This is a genomic window from Synergistaceae bacterium, assembly GCA_017450125.1.
GTDB lineage: Bacteria > Synergistota > Synergistia > Synergistales > Aminobacteriaceae > JAFUXM01.
On record JAFSWZ010000013.1, the window covers coordinates 94,689 to 115,175 of the forward strand.

A 20,487-nucleotide genomic window follows, 5' to 3' on the forward strand; every position below is an offset into this window, starting at 1 on the left:
ACAGATAAGAGAGAGTTTGCATGAATGACATAAAGCAGATACTTCACGACTTCAAGGACGGCACGATAAATATTGATGAGGCGTATCTCCGGCTCAAGGAAGCACCCTTCGAGGACATCGGCTATGCGAAAGTAGACCTTCACCGCCAGCTTCGTCAAGGAGCAAGTGAAGTGATTTACGGCGCAGGGAAAACCCCAGAGCAGATAGCGGGCATCGTCAGCGTAATGCGTTCCCACCACCAGAAAGCTATACTTATCACGCGTCTTTCTCCTGAAGCACACGCAGAACTTGGCCGACTTGGCTGTGAGGTGAATTACTACCCCGAAGCCCGCGCAGGAGTCGCCGGAGAGATTCCCGAGCCCGAAGGGAAGAGTTCTGTTGTTGTGGCTACGGGCGGAACGAGCGATATTCCCGTCGCAGAAGAAGCCTCGCTCACCGCAGAAGTTCTCGGGAGCAGGGTGAAACGTCTCTACGATGTCGGAGTGTCCGGGCTTCACCGCGTATTGTCGCACATTGACGACATAATGAGCGCGAGTGTCATCGTCGCGGTCGCCGGGATGGAGGGAGCGTTAGCCAGCGTTCTCGGAGGACTAGCGGACTGCCCGGTGATTGCCGTACCGACGAGCGTGGGCTACGGTGCATCGTTCGGCGGAATTGCGGCACTGCTGGCAATGCTGAACTCCTGCGCCAGCGGTGTAAGTGTCGTGAACATAGATAACGGATTCGGAGCCGGATATTTGGCGGCCATGATAAACAGGATACGAACGGAAGGAGATAGTGATCAGCAGTGAAGAGAAAAATTCTGCTTGCGGCGGCGGCTGTGATGCTGCTGTGCAGTTCAAGTATTGCGGAAGATTATGACATTTCGGGCGGCTGGAACTTAGCGGGGACAGGTTTTGTGGAGAAGGAATTTCTGCGCGTCAGCCTCGAGCTTGAAGGAGACATGCACCTGACGACCTCGACAACTCAAGAGGTTCTGGACAACGCAGCCAGCCGCGACCTAGTGAGGCAGGAATACCCCGACAGCCCCGACATCCTCAGCGGAGACCTGAAATTCCTGACAGCATACGAGATTGACCTGAAGATTACGGCGACAGAGCTGGACATCAAGGCATGGAGCGACCACCTCCCCAACTACATAAGAATCCCTGTTCCATTGCCGGAAATGAGGCCGTCGAACAGCCATCCCTACGAGCTCCCGGTCTACGCCTACAATGACGGGCTGACCTACAGGGTTACGCTGACATCAACAACGTCCGGCAAGGTCAGGATAACAGGCTACGTTGACCTTGACGTTGTGGGCAAAACGGAGCTCAACTCTGACTGTACGGTCTGGAAGTACGGAACTCAGAGGCCTACGCTCGAAGAAGAGACGGACAGCGGGTGCAATTCAGGTTTCGGAGCATTGATGATGCTGCTTTTGTTAGCGGGGGTGCGCGGAATTGTTCGGGACTGACATCGGAATAGACTTAGGGACAGCAACCGTACTCATCTACGAGAAGAATCACGGAGTAGTTCTGCGCGAGCCGTCTGTTGTTGCGGTGGATCAGGACACCGGCGACATTCTGGCGGTGGGTTACGATGCCAAGAGCATGGTCGGCAGGACACCGGGCAGCATAACGTCAGTACGTCCCCTCCGCGACGGAGTAATCGCCAACTACGCGATGACTGAGGCTATGCTTCAGCACTTCATGAGGCGTGTAACTAAGGGTTCGCAGAGGTTCTTCCGCAACCGCACTATGATCTGCGTACCTTCGGGAGCAACGGATGTTGAGCGTCGTGCTGTGCTTGAGGCAGCTCTAGAGGTCGGGGCACGTGAAGCGTACCTCATTGAAGAGCCAATGGCCGCCGCGATAGGTGCGAACCTCGACGTTGAGGAGGCGCGCGGAAAAATGCTCGTCGACATCGGCGGAGGAACGACGGATATTGCCGTGATTTCGCTCGGAGGAGTTGTTGTGTCGAAGTCATTAAGGCTCGGGGGCGACAAGTTCGATGAAGGGATTATGCGCTACCTTCGGAGACAGTACAATCTTGCAATAGGTGAGCAGACTGCAGAGAACCTCAAAATCTGGATAGGCACATGCGTTCCCCTTGAGGAAGACAAGCACATGATAGTGAAAGGCAGAGACCTCGTGCAGGGACTTCCGCGACAGATAGACGTAACCAGTTCGGCGGTGAATATGGCGATTGGCGAGATGATACAGACGCTGATTGACGGAATACGCAACGTCCTCGAGCTAACTCCTCCCGAATTATCCGCCGACATAATTGACAGAGGAATAGTGCTTACGGGCGGAGGAGCTCTGCTTCACGGACTGCCCGAACTCATAGCCCAGCAGACCGGCATAAACTGTTTCACGGCAGAAAACCCGATGGAGAGCGTTGCGCTCGGGACAGGTAAAGCCTTGTCGGAGATTGACCGCCTCAAGAGTTCCGGCAGAAGCTCAATGCTGGTGAACCTGAAGCGTTCGAGCCGCAAGCACTACTAGAGGGAGTTGAGGAGTCATGAACAGAGGGATATACGAAGCCGCGTCGGGAATGCTTGTTCAGGAGACGCATCTTGACGTAATCACCAACAACTTGGCCAACGTAGACACGCCGGGCTACAAGCGGAGGATAAGCGCGACGGCGGACTTCTCTGCACTTCTTGACCGCATCGAGAAGGTCAGCGAGGACGGCGAGACGAAGATTACCACCGTGCTGCCTGCGGATATGCCTTTCAGGGGGCGCGAGGTCATCGGCTCAGTTGCTCTTGCCGCAATCTTCTCTGAGGACGTTATGGACACGTTTCCGGGAGTGCTGAAGACCACTGAAAGCCCGCTGGATGTGGCGATAGAGGGCGAGGGGTTCTTTGCGGTAGCTGACGAGAACGACAACACGTTCTACACGCGCGAGGGGAACTTCACGCTTGACGGCACGGGAAACATCGTTACGCCGAACGGAATGATGCTTCAGGGTGAGGGCGGAGCAATAAGCATCGGCAACGCGTCGCACGTCGAAATCAACCGCTCCGGCCAAGTCATCGCTGACGGTGAGGTCGTGGGGCGAATCGCAGTCTTCAACTTCGGGAATCCGACGTACCTTCATCACCAGTCGCGCAACCTCCTCACGCCTACGGAGCAGTCCGGCGAGGCGGAAGCTGTCGAGAATGTCCGTGTGTGGAGCGGTGCACTGGAGATGTCGAACGTTGAAGTAGTTACGGAGATGGCACGAATGATTGAGGCTCAGAGAATCTATGAGGGAGCATCGAAGGCCTTGATGACGCATGACGAAATGACGAGCCGACTGGTTACAGCATTCAGTCGCGGATAAGGGAGGGAAACGATAATGTTACGTTCATTGTGGACGAGCGCGTCAGGAATGATAGCCCAGCAGACACACTTAGACGTAGTTACGCACAACTTGGCGAACGTCAACACGCAGGGCTACAAGAAGAGACGTGCAGACTTTGAGGACTTGATGTACCAGATTTACCGCGAGCCCGGCGCACCAATCGAGGGCGGAAGCGTTGTGCCTACAGGAGTTCAGGTAGGACTAGGCACTAGAGTAACAGCAACACCCAGCTTCATGGTTCAGGGAAACTTCCAGATAACGGACGGGCCGCTTGACTGGGCAATAATCGACGACAACGGCTTCTTTCAGGTGAACTTGGGCAACGGCGATATAGGTTACACGCGAGGCGGAGCATGGCAGATTGACGATCAGGGGCAGATAGTCAACGAGGACGGGTATTTACTCGAACCCGCAATCACGATTCCTGCAAACGCGCAGGAGATTCAGTTATCGCCGACGGGAGTAGTCAGCGTACGTATCGCAGGCGAGACTGAGCTTCAGGAACTCGGACAGATAGAGCTTGCCCGCTTCATCAACCCCACAGGTCTCCGCGCGATCGGCGACAGGCTGTTTGTGCAGACGGACGCGAGCGGCGAACCCATTACGGGAGTTCCCGGAGAAGACGGAATGCCGCAAGTCAGACAGAACGTCGTAGAGATGTCGAACGTTCAGGTAGTTGAAGAGATGGTAGAAATGATAGTTGCACAGAGGGCTTACGAGGCGAACTCTAAGGGCATACAGACAGCAGATGACCTTCTCAGAATCGCTAACGGCCTGAAACGTTAAAGGTTATGCGCAAGTTATTGCGGCAGGAGTGTCTGGCATTGATGCTCCTGCTTTGTTGTATTGCGGGTGCTGAAGCCGCGCAGACCATCAGGATAGAGATTCCTGAGGTCATTTACGCTGCCGGAGACAGTTTCACGCTCGGCCAAGTTGCACGTATAACAGGCGGACAGCTCAGGACGCGGAATATCCTCGTGAACGTTCAGGTGTTTGCGGACAGAGGCAGGCTGACGCGGAACGAGGTGCTTCGTGCGATTCAGGACAGTGATGCCAGCGACGCAAGGATAGAACTCTACATGCCTCCATTTTCGCGCATAGAAGCTCCGGGCTACGAGGGGAATTTCACGGAGACTCCGCAGGTACGCACAGCACAGAGCCTAGCACCGCTCATCAAGTCCCTCGCGTCGTGGAACGGAGAAGTTGAGGTGAGCGCGGGTTCTCCTGTGCCTGACGGTGAGCTTGTTGACCCTGCGAGCATCGTGCCCGGAACTCAGGCGGCAACGTTGCGCTTCAGGGACAGCACGGGATGCGTTCGGTCTCTGGGAGTTCGCTTGACGTGGACGCAGAACGTAGTCTTCGCCTCGCGGAACGTCAACAAGGGCGACCGGCTCACTGCAGGAAGCCTCATAGTGAGGCCGATGAAGATAACCCGTCCCGGACTTTACGCTTCATCTGTTGCAGAAATAGCGGGCTTCACTGCCAACAAGACCATCAAGCAGGGAGAGCCCATCCCTCTCAGCAGTGTAACGAGCTCTAACATGCTCAAGAGAGGCCGGAGGGTGAGGATAATTGCGCGTTACGGCGGAATAACTGTGTCGGCAGAAGGTATCCTGATGGAGGACGGCAGTCCGGGCGAATGGGTGAAGGTTCGCAGGGCAGACGACAAGAGGGTACAATTGCGGGCGCGCATCATCAATGAAAACACGGTAGAAGTTCAGGTCAACTAAGGAGGGAATGTACATGAAGAAGTTTTTGTGCGTACTGTTTGTGCTGGCGGTGGCAGGGAGTGCGTGCGCGGGCTCGTTGTGGAACGACGACAACAACTGGTACGCGGATGACCGTCCCCGCAGGGTCGGAGACATCGTTACCGTCCTCGTGAACGAGCAGACCGACGCTAAGGACGAGGCGACAATGGACGTGAGCAAGTCCAGCAACAACGACATCAACGGCGGCCAAGACGGACTGGGAATCCTGAAGTTCATTCGCGGCTTAACGTTCAGCACGACAAACTCAACAGCTGGCGACGGTTCGGCGGAACGCAAGCACCACGCTACGGCAACTCTGGCGTGTCTGGTTACGGAAGTCCTGCCCAACGGAAATTTAGTGATTGAGGGCACAAGAGACATCCGCACGAGCGAGGAGATGTTACAGCTCCAGCTTGTGGGTGTGATTCGTCCTCAGGATGTTACGGCGGACAACCAGATCAACAGCAGCCTTGTCGCGAACGCCGAAATTTCCGTGAAGGGGCGCGGGATGATCTCGCGTACCCAGAAAGTCGGAGTAATCACGCAGATTCTGCAGACGGTGTTCTAAGATGAAGAAAGTATTGTGTGTGATTCTGCTTGTGCTCAGCGTTCAGGCAGAGATCTTTGCGGCGGTGAACCTTCAGGACATGGACTTCACCCGCGTTAATCCTTCCGTGCGCATAAAGGACATCACCGAAGTTGAGGGGGCACGCGGAAACCAGCTCACAGGAATTGGGCTCGTTACGGGGCTCAACGGTACAGGGGACAATTCGCCGATGGCCGTACAGATGATGCGCAACATGATGCGGAGCTTCGGCGTAACTCTTGATGCACGTTCGGTGAGGACGAGGAACATTGCGGTAGTTTCGCTGACTGCTACTCTTCCTCCTTATGTCCGAGAAGGCCAGAACATTGACGTTATAGCCAGCACGATGGGCAACGCCTCGAGCCTTCAGGGAGGAATGCTGATCCAGTCTCCGCTAAGAGCAGCTGACGGCAGAGTTTACGCGGTCGCGCAAGGGCCTGTGATTGTCGGAGGAAGTTCCGCACAGGGAGCAGGAGCTTCGCGTACGCAGAACATCCCGACAGCCGGACGTATTCCCGGCGGAGCAATCGTCGAGCGCGAAGTCCCGACGGATTACACGATGGGCGGGCAGGTTGCGCTGCTGCTGAGAGATCCTGACTTCACGACAGCACAGAGAATCGCCGACGCAATCAATGAGGTCTATGGTGTGGTAGCTTACGCAGAAGATGCCGCGCGAGTCGCTGTGAACCTTCCCGGCCCGTACGTTCAGGCACCTGCGGCGTTCCTCGCGAACATGGGCAACCTCGAGATTGAGCCGGACACTACAGCTAAAGTTGCGGTCAACGAACGGAGCGGCACTGTGGTTCTCGGCGGAAACGTGAAAATCTCGTCGGTCGGAGTTGCGCACGGGAACTTGACGGTTACCGTCGGGGACACCGCAACTGTTGTTCAGCCCGAGAGCATGAGCGGAGGAGTTACGGCCATCACGAACAGGACGGACATTACTGCGGACGAAGAAGGAGGAAGCCTCATTGCGATGCCTTCGACGACGACGGTGAGAGACTTGGTGCGTGTGCTGAACTCTGTAGGGGCACGGCCGAGAGATATCATCGAGATTCTGCAGGCGATAAGCAGGGCTGGTGCGCTTCACGGCGAACTTGTTACGATGTGAGGAAGGTTTATGCGCGTTCTGTTCATCAACGTACAGTGCGGGATAGGAAGTCATGGCAAGATAGCGGCGGCTCAGGCTGAAGAGTTCGAGCGTCAGGGGCACGAAGTGAAGATAGCTTACGGCAGAGACCCGGACATTCCCGAGAAATTCAGGAAGTACGCTGTGAGAATCGGCTCAGCTGTTGATGTCTACTTTCACGCACTCATGACACGCCTCACCGACAGAAACGGGTTCTTCTCGCGCGGTGCAACAAAACGCTTTCTGTCTTGGGCTGAAGAATATAGTCCTGACCTGCTGTGGCTGCACAACATTCACGGCTACTACATCAATATGGAGATGCTGTTCACGTGGATAAAGTCCCGGCCTGGAATGAAGGTGCTCTGGACTCTTCATGACTGCTGGGCGTTCACCGGGCACTGCGCATACTTCACGTTTGCTGGCTGTGAGAAGTGGAGGGCGCACTGCGAACACTGCCCGCAGAAAAGTGCATACCCTGCAAGTTTTGTGGACTGCAGTTACAGGAATTACGAGGACAAACGCAGGCTCTTCACCGGCGTAAAAGATATGACCCTGATAACTCCGTCGCAATGGCTTGCTGACCTTGCGGCACAGAGTTTTCTGGGCGAATATCCCTGTGAGGTCAGGCACAACGAAATAGACAGAAACATTTTCCGTCCTGTGCAGGGAGATTTCCGCGAGAGGTACGGACTTGCAGGCAAACATATAGTGCTCGGAGTTGCCAACAGATGGGAACCCAGAAAGGGGATAAAGGATTTCGTGAGGCTTTCGGGGCTTCTGGATTCTGAAAGGTTCAAGGTGGTGCTTGTTGGCCGCAAGCATGACGCACTGCCGGACAGCATCATTCACATAGAGCGCACCCGCAATCAGCAGGAACTTGCGGAGATATACACTGCCGCTGATGTGCTGTTCAATCCGACGTATGAGGACAATTACCCGACAGTGAACCTCGAAGCGGAAGCCTGCGGTACGCCGGTGGTAACATATGACGCAGGAGGAGCACCAGAAACAATACATCGTGAGGATTCGCGGGTGATAAAGTGCGGTGATGTATATGCGGCCAAGTCCGCGATAGAGAAACTTTGCGAAGGAGCAGCAGACAATGATTAACGGTATAAGCAGTACAAGGATAGTGCGTGAAGTTCCGCCGGAGATTCACCAGACGGAAGACGCACAGAAGCTCAAGGAGTCGTGCCAGCAGTTCGAGTCTATTCTGTGGGCGAAGCTCTGGAAGGACATGCGGGACTCTGCACAGGCAATAAGCGGGAACGACAAAGGCCACACGTTCCAGAAGATGGAGGACTTGTCGCTTGAGATGGCAAGTGATGACCTCGTCGAAGGCTCAGGAGGCGCGGGGCTGTGGAAGATGCTCTATGACAGCATGATCGGCAAGCTCGCGGCAGACCAGGAAGCCGAAGCCAGACGCGCGGCAGACGAAGAAGCCTCAAGGCTGGACGTTCAGGCATAAGAGAAAGGATTTGTTATCACAATGAGTATTGTATTGTTCAACGACTTGACACGCAGAAAGGAGACGTTCAACCCGATTAAGCCCGGGCACGTAAGCTTCTATTCCTGCGGGCCGACGGTCTATGACTATTTCCACATCGGCAACGCAAGGCCGTTCATCGTGTTCGATGTCCTCAGAAGGTGGCTCGAACATGAAGGCTATAAGGTTACGTTTGTGCAGAACTTCACGGACATTGACGACAAGATGATACACCGTGCCCGACACGACGGAATTACGGTGAAGGAGCTCGCCGACAGGTTCATAGCGGAGTACAACAAGGATGCGGACGCGCTCGGAATACGCAGGCCTGACGTTTCGCCCCGTGCAACGGAACACATTCCCGAGATAATCAGCACCATCGAACGCATAATCGCCAACGGACACGCATACGTTGCGGACGGAGATGTGTACTTCGACATCCAGAGCTGGCCGCAGTACGGTTCGCTGTGCAAGCAGAACCTCGAAGACCTCGAAGCAGGCGCGCGCGTCGAACCCGGCGAAAAGAAGCGTGATCCTCTGGACTTTGCGCTGTGGAAAGCAGAGAAGCCCGGCGAACCTTCGTGGGATTCCCCGTGGGGAAAGGGACGGCCCGGCTGGCACATAGAGTGCTCCGCAATGTCGAGCAAGTATCTGGGCGACAACATAGACATACATTCCGGCGGAGTTGACCTGATGTTCCCGCACCACGAAAACGAAGCCGCACAGAGCGAAGCTGCCTCGGGCTCGGGAAAACCTTTCGTGAACTACTGGCTTCACAATGGCTTCCTTCTCATCGACAGCGAAAAGATGTCCAAGTCTCTCGGCAATTTCCTCACAGCACGGGCAGCCCTCAAGGAGTACCCTCCGTTAGCGTTGAGGTTCTTCATGCTGAGCGCGCACTACAGAAGCCCCATCAACTTCACGCCCGAATCTCTCGAACAGGCCTCAGCAGGAGTAGCACGCCTCAGGAACTGCCGGAGCGACCTCGACTTTGCGGCCAGGACACGTGCAGATGAAGCCTCAGCGTTCGACGTTCAGGCGTTCAAGGCACAGCTCGCGGAGCTTCACGGAAAATTCGCCGACGCAATGAACGACGACTTCAACACCGCCGCCGCAATCGGAATCCTCTTCGATGTGGTCTACCTCATCAACACCAGCCTTAAGGAGAACGGGAAACTTCCTGCAGAGTTCTTCACGCTCTCGAAGGACGCGCTGTCTGAGTACGACGAAATTCTCGGGGTAATCGGTTCTGATGACGCAGAGACAGAGCACGACGACGAATCCGCAGAGATCGAGCGTCTGATTCAGGAACGTGCGGACGCAAGGAAGGCAAAAGACTTCAAGCGTTCCGACGAGATAAGAGACTCCCTCAAGGCGCGGGGAATCGTCCTCGAAGACACTCCGCAGGGCACGAAATGGAAGCGTGAACTGTAGATGATAAAGCTGTTATTTGTCAGGAGATTCATGCCCCTCTTCTTGACGCAGTTTCTCGGGGCATTCAACGATAACTTCTTCAAGAGTGCGCTGATGATGCTCATAACGTACCGGCTCGGTGATGCCGCAGGTGTGGACTCGCGAATCCTCGTGAACGCCGCCGCCGGTGTGTTCATTCTGCCGTTCTTCGTGTTTGCGCCGACAGCAAGCGACCTGGCCGACAAGTACGACCGTTCAGACCTCATGCGCTGGGTGAAGTTCGCGGAAATCGTTGTGATGTCCGGGGCGGCACTGGGCTTCTGGCTCGGAAATGTCTGGCTCTTGATGGCTGTGCTGTTCCTTATGGGCGCGCAGTCTGCCTTCTTCTCGCCCGCAAAGTACAGCATACTTCCCCAGCACTTGCGCGAAGATGAATTAATCGCGGGGAACGGCCTTATTCAGATGGGAACGTACTTAGCGATTCTCACGGGCACAATCTCGGGCGGGCTTATGATTCTCAGGGAGAACGGCATCTACTGGGTCGGAGGGCTCGCGGTAACAATTGCCGCCGCAGGATGGTTAAGCAGTATGTTCATTCCTCCGACAACACCGATTGACCCGAGCCGTGAAGTGTCGTTCCGAATCGTAAAGAGGACTCGTGAGATGTTCGCGGACATTGTGCCGATGCGAAAAGTCTTCGGGGCAATGCTCGCTATATCGTGGTTCTGGCTTGTGGGTTCGGTGTTCCTCGCGCAGTTCCCGACGTATTCGCGGCTCGTTCTCGGAACGGATGAGAGCGTAGCTACTGCGTTCCTCGCAATATTCTCGTGCGGTATCGGCATCGGCTCTATGGTCTGCGACTCGCTCCTGAAGGGTAAGGTTACGACGCGCTTCGTGCCTTCCGCCGCGTACGGGATTGCGGTTGCGAGCGTTCTGCTCTGGTGGGTGAGCGACAGGCCGCCGGTAGAGGCAGGAACACCGATAATCGGAGCTTGGGAGTTCTTTGCGCGGCCGGAGAACTGGACGATTACGGCGTGTTTGTTCGTGATTGCATTCTGCGGAGGGCTGTACATCGTGCCTCTCTATGCAGTGATGCAGACAGGTGCTGGCGACAAAGTCTCTGGAGCTATCGCGTGCTCGAACATCACCGACTCCATCTTCATGGCGGTTGCCGCGCTCGGTGCGGGGGTGTTGATCTCGTGGGGAGTAAGTATCCCGCAGTTGTTCTTAACGATGGGGCCGACTACGTTTATCGTCGGGCTTCTGGTTGGAATGCTGTAGCACAAAAAAAACCGTCCGGCTCTTCACCGGGCGGCTTCTTTATCCTTTTCCCTTACTTCCTCAGTCTGCGGTTAATCTCCTCGAACTCTAGGCGCATCGCCCCGCTCTCAAACACTTTCAGCTCCGGCATCTTCAGCGCACCGACAGCGTCAAACAGCTTCAGCCCCGTGTGTATTAACCCTCTGAGTTCACCCGAGCTCCGAACAGTCTTGTACGTGTTCTCGGCCAAGTCCCTGTTCAGGCGCAAACTCTTGAGGCTCTCCATCGTTCCGGCTCTCTGGCTGTCAAGAAGTTCCGTGTAGAGGTTCGCAACCTGAATCGTCAGTGCGTTCGACTGTGCGTTTGCCGCAAAACCCTTGCGCTGTTCAACACTGTAGATGTTCTGGTTGCTCCGCGCTAATGCTTCCTTCCTCAGTGCCTCAGCCTCAGCTATTATTGCCTTGAGGCGTGCTTTGTACTCTTCGTCAATCTTCCTCACCAGCTCTTCCTGCGTGTGTATGAGCAGGTCATTCAGCACGAGGTACATTCCCGTGTAACGCCGCGTAATCTCGAGCGTGTTCGTGTCGTTCTGGGCAAGTTCCTCGAGCTTCGCCACAACTGCCTTCACGTTGCTGAAAACTATCGTGTTCTGCATGAGGTCATCTCCTGTTACGGAGTTGAGCAGTATATCTGTCTGTGCCTCGTCAAGCTCAAGCCCGACAGCCTTAAGAGCGTCAGTGAGTCGTGAGGTTATTGCTCCGAGCCTCTCTTCTTCGTCCGCTATCTCCTCCTGAAGGCGGGCTATCCTCTCGTCAGCTTTGGACTTCGTGAGCTTCCAGGGAAGAGATGACTTCTCGGGTGCACTTATGCGCTTGTTCCTGAGGCCGTCAAGCTCGGTCTTCTGCTTCGTGATTGTGTCGCGGAGCTGTGATGCCTCTTTGCGGATGTCTCCTGCTTCGCCGTTCACCAGAATGTTTACCGCCCTATCAAGCAGTGCGTTAATCTTCCTGCCGTTGCTCTGCTGGTCTTCGCGGAACGGTATCCACGTACTGCGCGGCAGTGTCTCCTGCTTGTCCCGCAAGGTCAGAGTGTCGCCGAGTGTTCCTGTAAGCCTGTCCCAGCCCTCTGCTACAGCGGGAGGAAGGTTGTCGTCCGATGCCTTCACTTCTACGTCCTCACTCTTTCCGCTGAACCATCCCGACACGTAGTCTGACGCGTCATTCCACTTCTCGGAGGTGTAATCCTTCACGGCATCCCAGTCAAACTTGAAGTAGCTTGACCAGTCGCTTGCCTCCGCACTCACACACAACGACAGCACCATAACCATAACCAACAATTTACGCATAATAATCACTCCTCCTTGTTTTGTGATGCATAAATTTCGCCGTAAATCCCGCACGTCTTTAACAGCTCCTCGTGTGTTCCGATTGCCGCAACACCTCCTTTGTCCATTACGATGATTCTGTCCGCGTCCTGCACCGACAGTATACGCTGGGCAATGATTATCTTTGTCGTGCCGGGCATGTACTCACGGAGTGCAGAACGTATCTTCGCGTCCGTGTGCGTGTCGACCGCGCTTGTGGAGTCGTCGAGGATTAAGACTTTCGGCCTCTTCAGGAGCGCGCGCGCAATACACAGCCTCTGCTTCTGCCCGCCGGAAAGGTTAGTGCCTCCCTGCTCCGTCCATGTGTCGAGCTTCTTCGGCAGCCTCTCTATGAACTCATCAGCACACGCGATCCTGCAGGACTCCCAAATTTCCGCGTCCGTCGCATCTGGTTTTCCCCACTTCAGATTGTCGCGCAGCGTCCCGGAGAACAGCAGGTTCTTCTGCAGAACGACGGCTACACTGTTCCTCAACGCTTCAAGCTCATACTCTCTCACGTCGTGCCCGCCGACTCTCACGACTCCTTCTGATGCGTCATAGAGACGGGGGATAAGCTGCACAAGCGTTGACTTCGACGAGCCTGTTCCGCCGGTTATCCCTATCGTCTCGCCGGAACGAATCTTCAGGGAGATTCCCTCGAGTGCGTTAGCACCAGCTCCGTACGAAAAACTTACTCCCTCGAACTCTATATCACCCGTCGCAACATCCTGCAGTCCGTCTTTGGGGCTGGAGATTGACGGCACAGCGTCAAGCACTTCAACGATTCGTATTGCCGACTCGCGGGCAAGGGTTACCATCACGAACACCATCGACATGCGCATTAATGAGCCCAGTATCTGCACACCGTAGGTCATCAGCGCGCTTATCTGTCCGACATTCAGGTCAAGCCCCCGCGATGTTATGACTTTGTACGTGCCATAGTAGAGGATGAACAGCGTAACAGTGTACATGCTGAGCTGCATCATGGGGTTGTTGAGGGCTATTATCCTCTCCGCCGTCGTGAAGTCCCCGCAAAGTTCACCCGCCGCACGTGAGAACTTCTCCTTCTCGAAGTCCTCGCGCACAAACGCCTTCACGACACGCATACCCCGCACATTCTCCTGAATCGATTCGTTTAGGCGGTCATACTTCACGAATAACCGTCTGAATGTCGGCATTGCCCAACGTGCCACAGACCACAGGCCAAGTGCCAGGAACGGCACTACTGCGACGAACACAACCGCAATCCGGCCGCCCATCGCGAAGGCCATTACGCACGAGAAGATCACCATCAACGGCCCGCGTATCACCGTGCGCACAAGCATCATGTACGCTTCCTGAACGTCCGTAACGTCAGTGGTCAGGCGCGTAATCAGCGATGCCGAAGAGAACCTGTCTATGTCCCCGAAAGAGAACGTCTGCACTGCCCTGAACATGTCCATACGGAGATTTTTCGCGAAGCCGCACGACGCTGTGGAACACGCATTGCCGGCGAGTATCCCGAACAATAACGACATGCACGCCATCACTACGAGAATCCCGCCGTCCTTCAAGAGGCTCGACAGCTCGCAGCCCGCCCGAATCTGGTTCACGAGGCTGGCGACAACAAAGGGTATAAGGCACTCCATAACTACCTCAAGCGACACATAAAACGGTGCTTCGATTGAGGGGCGTTTATATTCGCGGATACTTGCTGCTAATTTGGCGTACATGATTTCTTTCTCCGTGTGAAATTTTTTACTCAGACCATATTATAATTTCTCAATCACTAACAATCTTAATTCGGGGATGTGAATTTCTTGCGGATTACTATTCTCACTAACGGGCCCGGCGAATTATGGGGCTGGGTTCGTCCTGTCGTTACGGAACTTCGGAAACGCGGACACACTATATCTCTCTGGATACTGCCCTGCCAGTTTGCGTCGGGGCATGAGCGCGAAGCCGCATCGCTTCTCGGTGTCGACAAACTGGAAGGTCCGGCTGGTGCTTCAACAATCTGGAAGGATATTGCTTACGAGAGAACGGACAAGATTATACAGCTCGGAGGTGATATAGCTTTCGGCCTCCGAATGTCAGAGACAACCCGCGCGTCTCTCGTGTGCTACACTTACGGGCCGAGAAAGGACATTGACGGCGTTAGGATGTTCACGGCATACGAGGCACAGGCTAACGGCACGAAGGCAGAAGCTATCGGCGACATCGTGAAGGATGCTCTTGCTCTTGACGCGGGGAAGTACAGCCTCTCGTCGTGGAACTGGCCGGAAGAGAAAGGTTCTCCGCGCGTACTGTTCCTGCCCGGAAGCCGTCCGGCAATCCGCAAGCCCGCCCTTCAGTGGCTGGTCGATGTCCACACTGCGCTGAAAGCAAGAATGCCCGCCGTGAGAGTACGTACTCTGTTCTCGCAGTTCATGCCGGAGTCGGAGTTCGTGCAGTGGCAGAAGGCAGGGCTCAACCCAATAAGAGCCGGTGCAGGCGTTGCGATGCGCGCGTCTGATTACGCACTGACCCAGCCGGGAACAAACAACTTCGAGCTTATGCACTGCGGGCTTCCTGCTCTGGTCGTTGCGCCGGAAAAGTTCCTGCCGTTCGTGCCGGTCTCGGGAGTGCTGGGGATATTGGCGGGGCTTCCGATTCTTGGCCTGAAGCTGAGAAGGTACGGAGCAATGAGAATCATAAAACGCTGGAACGGATGCATTTCCCTGCCGAACAGAATATCTCCGCACAAGGTCATGAATGAGATGTGGGGAGACATTACGCCGGAAGATGCCGCCGAAGAAATCTGCGAACGCCTCCTCGACAAGGACGGCCTCAAGCGTACCCGCGCGGAACTGCTGAGCCTGTCGGGTGAAGCCGGTGCTGCCTCGAGACTGTGCGACATAGTTACGGCAAGATGAGCAGCCCGGTAAAGTTCCTCCTCTCCTACACGCGCAAATATTCCCTGAAGATTTGCCTGTCCATGCTGTTCATGCTCGCGTCTTCGGGGCTTAACGTCCTGCCTCCGTACCTGTTCAAGACCGTTGTTGATGACGTGCTTATCTCGCGAAATGTCTTCATGCTGAACATGATCTGCGTTGCCATCGTCGTAATCTTCGGGCTCAAAGCGATAACGACATACTTTCAGCGTTACCTGATGAACGACGCTGGGCAGAGTGCCGTGATGGACATACGCATAGCCCTCTATGACCACATGCAGAGGATGAGCCTCGCGAAAATTTACGCCTCGCGCATAGGAGAGCTCATGAGCAGGATAACGGGCGATGTTGCTGTGTTACAGAACATAGTAACGAGCACGATAGTCGACCTGCTCTTCAACCTAGTAACGTTCTTGGGAATGTTCGCGTTCATCATCTACCTGAACTGGCGGCTGACGTGCTTAATCGTGCTTGTCCTGCCGGTAGTGGGATTCCTGCTGTCGTTCGCCTCAAAGAAACTCCGCAAGGCAGGGCACAACGTACAGGAGCACTTGGCCGACATTACGGCGACAGCGCAGGAGGCTTTCAGCGCGATACGCGTTGTGAGGTCATTCGCGACTGAGGACATGGAGCTGGAACGTTTCAGGACTGCCAACGCGGAGAACTACAACGCGCTGATGTCCGCAGTGTCGATTCAGGGAGTTCTGGCGGGAGTGATTGAGGAGTTCCTTATTGCCGCGCTGGCTGTGGTGTTCTGGTTCGGGGGGCAGAACGTCATAGAGGGTACATTAACGCCCGGAGAATTAATCTCATTCATCGGGTACATAGCCTTCATGGTTCAGCCAATACGTTCGGTGATGAACAGCATGAGTACACTTCAGACGGGGATAGCGAGCGCGGAAAGAATCTGTGAGATGCTTGATGCTCCTGTAGAAGGTTCAACAGGCGACGAGGGGATAAATCCCGGCAGGCTTTCTGGGGCTGTGAAGTTCGAGGGAGTGTCGTTTAGCTACGAGGACGGACAGGAAGTGCTTAAGGGTATTGACCTCGACGTGAAGGCTGGCGAGAAAATCGCGATTGTCGGAGCGACGGGCTCGGGAAAATCTACGCTCGCAGACCTTATCCCTCGATTCTATGACCCGACGGCAGGACGAATCCTAGTTGACGGCCAAGACATACGAACGCTCTCACTTAAGGATTTGCGCCGTCAGATAGGGATTGTGCCGCAGGAATGCGTGCTGATGAAGGGAACAATAGCCTTCAATATAGCTTACGGCATCGACAAACCCGACATGCAGAAGATTGCAGAGGCGGCGGAGATTGCGGACATTCGGAGCTTCATTGAGAGCCTCCCTGAGAAGTACGAAACCGAAGTCGGAGAACGCGGCGTAACCCTTTCCGGCGGACAGCGTCAGAGAATCGCCATAGCCCGCGCGGTAATCCGAGACCCGAGAATACTAATCCTCGACGAGGCTACGAGCTCGCTTGATGCGGCAGTAGAACAGGCTGTGCAGAAGGCAATCAACCAGGCGATGAAGGGCAGAACGTCATTCATCATCGCGCACCGTCTCACAACAATACGTGAGGCCGACAGAATATTAGTGCTCGAGGACGGAAAGTTCACGCAGTCAGGTACTCATGAAGAACTGCTGAGAGCCGGAGGGCTTTACGCTGACTTGTACCGTATGCAGTTCGGCGAGGTGCGGTGAAGATGTATTCTTTCATGAGAGCCTACATGCACCACGTACGGGGCACGAGGCAGAGCATTATGCTTAACGCCTTCCTTGCTCCGTTCTCTTGGCCTGTCGGTGCGGTGATTGCGTTCACGGACTTTCTGAGAGCACACGGACTGCTGAAAACCTCCGAGCCTCCTCTTCCCGTGATAAGCGTCGGCAACATCACTTACGGCGGGACGAACAAGACTCCCTTTGTCGAAATGCTGGCACGTTACGCGCAGGCTAAGGGCATAAAGGCCGGAATTGTTACGCGGGGCTACACTGGGCATTCACACAGGGTGATACTGATTCGCGGAGGAGAAGGAGACCGTGAACTTGCAGGGGACGAGCCGCTTCTTCTCTCGCGCGAGCTTCCTGATGTGCCGGTAGCTGTGGCCAAGAACAGGCTTGAAGGTGTGAAGGCATTGCGTGAGGCCGGTGCTGAACTGGTTATCGCTGATGACGCGTTCCAGCATAAAGCACTTGGCCGGGATGCAGATATTGTTCTCGTCGACTCTCTGTGTCCGTTCGGGAACGGCAGGCTGATTCCGGCGGGGATAATGCGCGAGAAGGTTAATGCGCTCTCACGTGCAAGCATGGTTGTGCTCACGAAGTCGGAGCAGGTTACAACAGATGAACTCTCTGCACTGCGTGAACGTGTCGCTGAGTTCGTGCCCCCAGAGAGAATCTTCACGTCGAGGCTCGAACCTGACGGCTGGGTTCTTCACGGAACGGACAAACCTCCGGCGAAGGGAGCGCGTGTGTTTGCGTTCTCTGCGATAGGAAGTCCCGAAAGTTTCAGGAAGTCGCTCGAGGAGCAGGGCTTCATTCTTGCGGGGCACAAGAGCTTCACGGATCATCATCAGTTTTCCGTCAGAGACCTTGAGGAACTGTGCGCTCTCGCGGAAGGTGCTGACTTCATGGCCTGCACAGAGAAAGACCTCTACAACCTTCCAGCGCGTAACCTCTGGCCGTTCACGCTTCCTCTTGCTGTCCCGAAAGTTCGTGCCGCAGTCAACGAGCCTGAAGCCTTCTTCTCTGCGCTGTGCGACTGCATGAAGCCCCGAATAGTTGTCGCGTCAAACGGTTACGGCGAGGACGCAATAGGTGTTGCGCTCGCGGATAAGCTCCGCACACGTCTTCCGGCCTCCGAAGTCTCGGCGTTCCCGCTCGTCGGAAAAGGTGATGCGTACCTGCAGGCAGGGTTCACGGTGAAATCTGCTCCGTCAGTTACGCCGTCGGGAGGTGTCCTGAAATATTCCCTGAAAGATTTATGGGGAGACATGAGAGCAGGCCTCTTGAAGCATGTGCGTGCTCAGCTCGCTGACTGGAAGAAGATTGCGCGCTCGGTGAGGACTCCCATTTGCGTCGGGGATGTGTACCTTCTGCTTCATACGTTATGGGGGGCTGGTGCTCGCCCGATGTTCTGCGCTACGGCAAAAACTGTCTACCTTTCCGGGCACTGGCGGATTGAGCGGGCAATAATCAGCCGCTTCACCCTGCGGACATGGACGCGCGACAGGAAGAGTGCTGAACAGCTCGGGCACAACGCCGTGTATTCGGGAAGCCCGGTGATGGATCTGCTGGGTGAACACAAACGCGTGAAAGGAGATGTGATTCTTCTGCTGCCGGGCTCAAGGATGAGGGCTTGCAAGGACGTGAAGATGCTGCTTGATGCCGCAGAGATTATGTGCGAGGCGGGAGAGACTAGTTTCAGGATGGTACTTGCGCCTACGTTGCCGGATGATGAGTTCCTGCAGGCCTGCGAGGGTTACGGCTGGACTGTGAATAACGGAAGGCTTCTGCACAGCGGAATAACTATCACCCTAACGCACGAATCCATAGCGAGGGCAGCAGAGGGCGTGAAGATTCTTATTGGTCTCGGGGGGACGGCTAACCAGCTGTGCGCGGGGCTGGGGATTCCAGTCATCAGCATCGACGAGAAGGGAAAACGTGTGCAGAAGAAACTGCTCGGTGATTCTGAGATTCTCACTGAGCCGTCGGGAAAAGCACTCGCTGAATGTGCGTTGATGGTTCTGCGTGATGAAGAGCTGTATTCGTCGATGAGCCGCGCAGGACGCGAGAGAATGGGCGAGCCCGGAGCACTCGACGGCATCGCTGACTATGCCTGTGAGGTTCTGGGCTGGAAGATCCGCGAGGAAGTCTACATGCGGCTTAGCAGGTTCACTCCGAGTGAGGCCAGCATTTTCCCCAGTGCGCACACAGGAAGCCCCACAACGTTGAAGTAGTCCCCGTTAAGCCCTTCGACCAACAGCGAGCCCTTACCCTGAACAGCATACGCACCGGCCTTGTCGTCGCACTCTCCTGAAGCTACATACGCGGTTATCTCCTCACGCGTCAGAGGCCGGAATTTCACGAGGGTACGTTCTGCGTGAGAGAAAATCTTTCCGCCCCTGCACACACTTACTCCCGTCAAGACCTCGTGCGTGCGTCCCTGAAGCATCGTCAGCATTCTCACAGCGTCTTCACGGTCAGTTGGCTTCCCGAGAACCGCATCATCAATCACCACGATAGTATCTGCGGCAATAATCAGCGCGTCAGGGAATCTTCGTGAGCCAGCTTCTGCCTTCAGCCTCGATAACCTCACGCACAGTGCTTCAGGAGCTTCGTCGGGAGAGTGAGACTCGTCAGCATCAGGCTTCCACACCTCGAATGTCAGGCCAAGTTCAGCGAGCAAGGCTTTACGTCTCGGGCTTCCCGACGCAAGAATTATCCTCAAACCTGCAGCACCCCCAGCCCGAACAGCACAGCCGCCGCACCAATCACAAGGCAGTACACCCCGAAGTATACCCACTTCCCTGCGTCAACGAGTCCCTTCATGAATTTCAGTGAGGCCATTCCGAGAACAAACGCCACAACTGCACCAGCTATCCATCCTTCCGGCAGAAACACAGCTTCTCCGCCCTTGATGTACTTCAGGCACTCAAGAAGTGTTGCGCCGAGAATCGCAGGTATCGAGATCAGGAACGAGAACCTGAACGCCTCAGAGATGCTCAGCCCCATGAACAAGCCCATAGCGATTGACATTCCAGAGCGCGAAACGCCCGGCAGTACCGCGATGCCCTGCGCGAAGCCCACAGCCAGAGCTATCGCCATAAGCGATGAGTTGCTTGGACGGCGCGAAAATACAGGTATCATCAGAAGCACTATCGCCGTGAAAAGCTCTCCTATTCCGACAAGTAACAAGCTCTCGCTGGCTTTCTCGACGACGTTCTTCAAGGACAGCCCGAGCACCGCCGTAACGCATGACGCGATTATTATTGCCCAGCCATAAGACCAGCCGGAACGTTTGCTCTTCGTGAACCACCCGCCGAACCAGTCGCACAGAATCTCCCAGATGTCCCGCCAGAAGAACAGCACAACCGCCAGCAGTGTCGCGAAGTGAAGCAGTATGTCGAACGCCACAAGGTTATCTTCATAGCCCATGAATATCTGGAACAGCGCAAGGTGTCCAGAGCTGCTGACCGGCAGGAACTCGCATAAGCCCTGGACCGCCCCGAGTATAAGCGTCTTTATCATGA

At 55.3% G+C, this 20,487-nt stretch carries 19 protein-coding genes; 15 read left to right on the top strand and 4 right to left on the bottom strand.

Annotated features, from left to right (window positions below; all coding sequences use genetic code 11):
- The first annotated feature begins 20 nt into the window (after positions 1 to 20).
- Genes larB through IJT02_02405 form a run of 12 tightly spaced genes read left to right on the top strand, consistent with a single transcriptional unit; the run spans position 21 to position 10,976 of the window.
- Positions 21 to 791, top strand: a complete 771-nt coding sequence (larB, locus tag IJT02_02350; protein MBQ7543761.1) for a nickel pincer cofactor biosynthesis protein LarB — start codon at positions 21 to 23, stop codon at positions 789 to 791.
- Positions 788 to 1,456: a hypothetical protein gene (locus tag IJT02_02355; protein ID MBQ7543762.1), complete on the top strand. Its 669-nt coding sequence runs from the start codon at positions 788 to 790 to the stop codon at positions 1,454 to 1,456. The genes larB and IJT02_02355 overlap by 4 nt, the downstream gene beginning before the upstream one ends.
- A complete protein-coding gene (locus tag IJT02_02360; protein MBQ7543763.1) occupies positions 1,443 to 2,489 on the top strand; it encodes a rod shape-determining protein in 1,047 nt (348 codons plus the stop codon). Before IJT02_02355 ends, IJT02_02360 begins: the two co-directional genes overlap by 14 nt.
- Before the next feature lie 16 nt (positions 2,490 to 2,505).
- Positions 2,506 to 3,312: a flagellar hook-basal body protein gene (locus tag IJT02_02365; protein ID MBQ7543764.1), complete on the top strand. Its 807-nt coding sequence runs from the start codon at positions 2,506 to 2,508 to the stop codon at positions 3,310 to 3,312.
- A 15-nt stretch (positions 3,313 to 3,327) separates the two neighbouring features.
- A complete protein-coding gene (flgG, locus tag IJT02_02370) occupies positions 3,328 to 4,119 on the top strand; it encodes a flagellar basal-body rod protein FlgG (protein MBQ7543765.1) in 792 nt (263 codons plus the stop codon).
- 5 nt (positions 4,120 to 4,124) lie between these two features.
- Complete coding sequence (gene flgA, locus IJT02_02375; GenBank protein MBQ7543766.1) at positions 4,125 to 5,063, top strand: flagellar basal body P-ring formation protein FlgA; 939 nt, start codon at positions 4,125 to 4,127, stop codon at positions 5,061 to 5,063.
- 13 nt (positions 5,064 to 5,076) lie between these two features.
- Positions 5,077 to 5,649, top strand: coding sequence for a flagellar basal body L-ring protein FlgH (locus tag IJT02_02380; protein MBQ7543767.1), 573 nt, complete (start codon positions 5,077 to 5,079; stop codon positions 5,647 to 5,649).
- A gap of 1 nt (position 5,650) precedes the next feature.
- Positions 5,651 to 6,778: a flagellar basal body P-ring protein FlgI gene (locus IJT02_02385; GenBank protein ID MBQ7543768.1), complete on the top strand. Its 1,128-nt coding sequence runs from the start codon at positions 5,651 to 5,653 to the stop codon at positions 6,776 to 6,778.
- 9 nt (positions 6,779 to 6,787) lie between these two features.
- A complete protein-coding gene (locus IJT02_02390) occupies positions 6,788 to 7,906 on the top strand; it encodes a glycosyltransferase (GenBank protein MBQ7543769.1) in 1,119 nt (372 codons plus the stop codon).
- Positions 7,899 to 8,264 (top strand): hypothetical protein, encoded by a 366-nt coding sequence (locus tag IJT02_02395; protein ID MBQ7543770.1) that lies wholly within the window; start codon positions 7,899 to 7,901, stop codon positions 8,262 to 8,264. The genes IJT02_02390 and IJT02_02395 overlap by 8 nt, the downstream gene beginning before the upstream one ends.
- 21 nt (positions 8,265 to 8,285) lie before the next feature.
- Positions 8,286 to 9,716: a cysteine--tRNA ligase gene (gene cysS / locus IJT02_02400; GenBank protein ID MBQ7543771.1), complete on the top strand. Its 1,431-nt coding sequence runs from the start codon at positions 8,286 to 8,288 to the stop codon at positions 9,714 to 9,716.
- The gene (locus IJT02_02405) at positions 9,717 to 10,976 is read left to right on the top strand and encodes an MFS transporter (GenBank protein ID MBQ7543772.1); all 1,260 of its coding nucleotides are present in this window, start codon (positions 9,717 to 9,719) and stop codon (positions 10,974 to 10,976) included.
- A 52-nt stretch (positions 10,977 to 11,028) separates the two neighbouring features.
- Here IJT02_02405 and IJT02_02410 read toward each other — a convergent pair whose 3' ends face one another.
- Together IJT02_02410 and IJT02_02415 are read right to left on the bottom strand one after the other, a co-directional pair.
- Positions 11,029 to 12,300 carry a hypothetical protein gene (locus IJT02_02410; GenBank protein MBQ7543773.1) on the bottom strand — a complete coding sequence of 424 codons (1,272 nt, stop codon included), beginning with the start codon at positions 12,298 to 12,300 and terminating at the stop codon, positions 11,029 to 11,031.
- 5 nt (positions 12,301 to 12,305) lie between these two features.
- On the bottom strand, positions 12,306 to 14,030 hold the full coding sequence (locus IJT02_02415) for an ABC transporter ATP-binding protein (protein MBQ7543774.1): 1,725 nt from the start codon (positions 14,028 to 14,030) through the stop codon (positions 12,306 to 12,308).
- Between the two features lie 87 nt (positions 14,031 to 14,117).
- On the opposite strand from IJT02_02415, the gene IJT02_02420 reads away from it, so the two are divergent.
- The 3 genes from IJT02_02420 to lpxK are packed head-to-tail and all read left to right on the top strand — an operon-like array spanning position 14,118 to position 19,194.
- Positions 14,118 to 15,212 (top strand): cdisaccharide synthetase, encoded by a 1,095-nt coding sequence (locus IJT02_02420; GenBank protein MBQ7543775.1) that lies wholly within the window; start codon positions 14,118 to 14,120, stop codon positions 15,210 to 15,212.
- Positions 15,209 to 16,939, top strand: coding sequence for an ABC transporter ATP-binding protein (locus tag IJT02_02425; GenBank protein MBQ7543776.1), 1,731 nt, complete (start codon positions 15,209 to 15,211; stop codon positions 16,937 to 16,939). Before IJT02_02420 ends, IJT02_02425 begins: the two co-directional genes overlap by 4 nt.
- Positions 16,936 to 19,194 (top strand): tetraacyldisaccharide 4'-kinase, encoded by a 2,259-nt coding sequence (lpxK, locus tag IJT02_02430; GenBank protein MBQ7543777.1) that lies wholly within the window; start codon positions 16,936 to 16,938, stop codon positions 19,192 to 19,194. Before IJT02_02425 ends, lpxK begins: the two co-directional genes overlap by 4 nt.
- Here the strand turns inward: lpxK and maf are convergent.
- Positions 19,110 to 19,685 carry a septum formation inhibitor Maf gene (gene maf, locus IJT02_02435; GenBank protein ID MBQ7543778.1) on the bottom strand — a complete coding sequence of 192 codons (576 nt, stop codon included), beginning with the start codon at positions 19,683 to 19,685 and terminating at the stop codon, positions 19,110 to 19,112. The two genes, lpxK and maf, sit on opposite strands and share 85 nt — an antisense overlap.
- Positions 19,682 to 20,485, bottom strand: coding sequence for an undecaprenyl-diphosphate phosphatase (locus IJT02_02440; protein MBQ7543779.1), 804 nt, complete (start codon positions 20,483 to 20,485; stop codon positions 19,682 to 19,684). The genes maf and IJT02_02440 overlap by 4 nt, the downstream gene beginning before the upstream one ends.
- Positions 20,486 to 20,487: the final 2 nt, after the last annotated feature.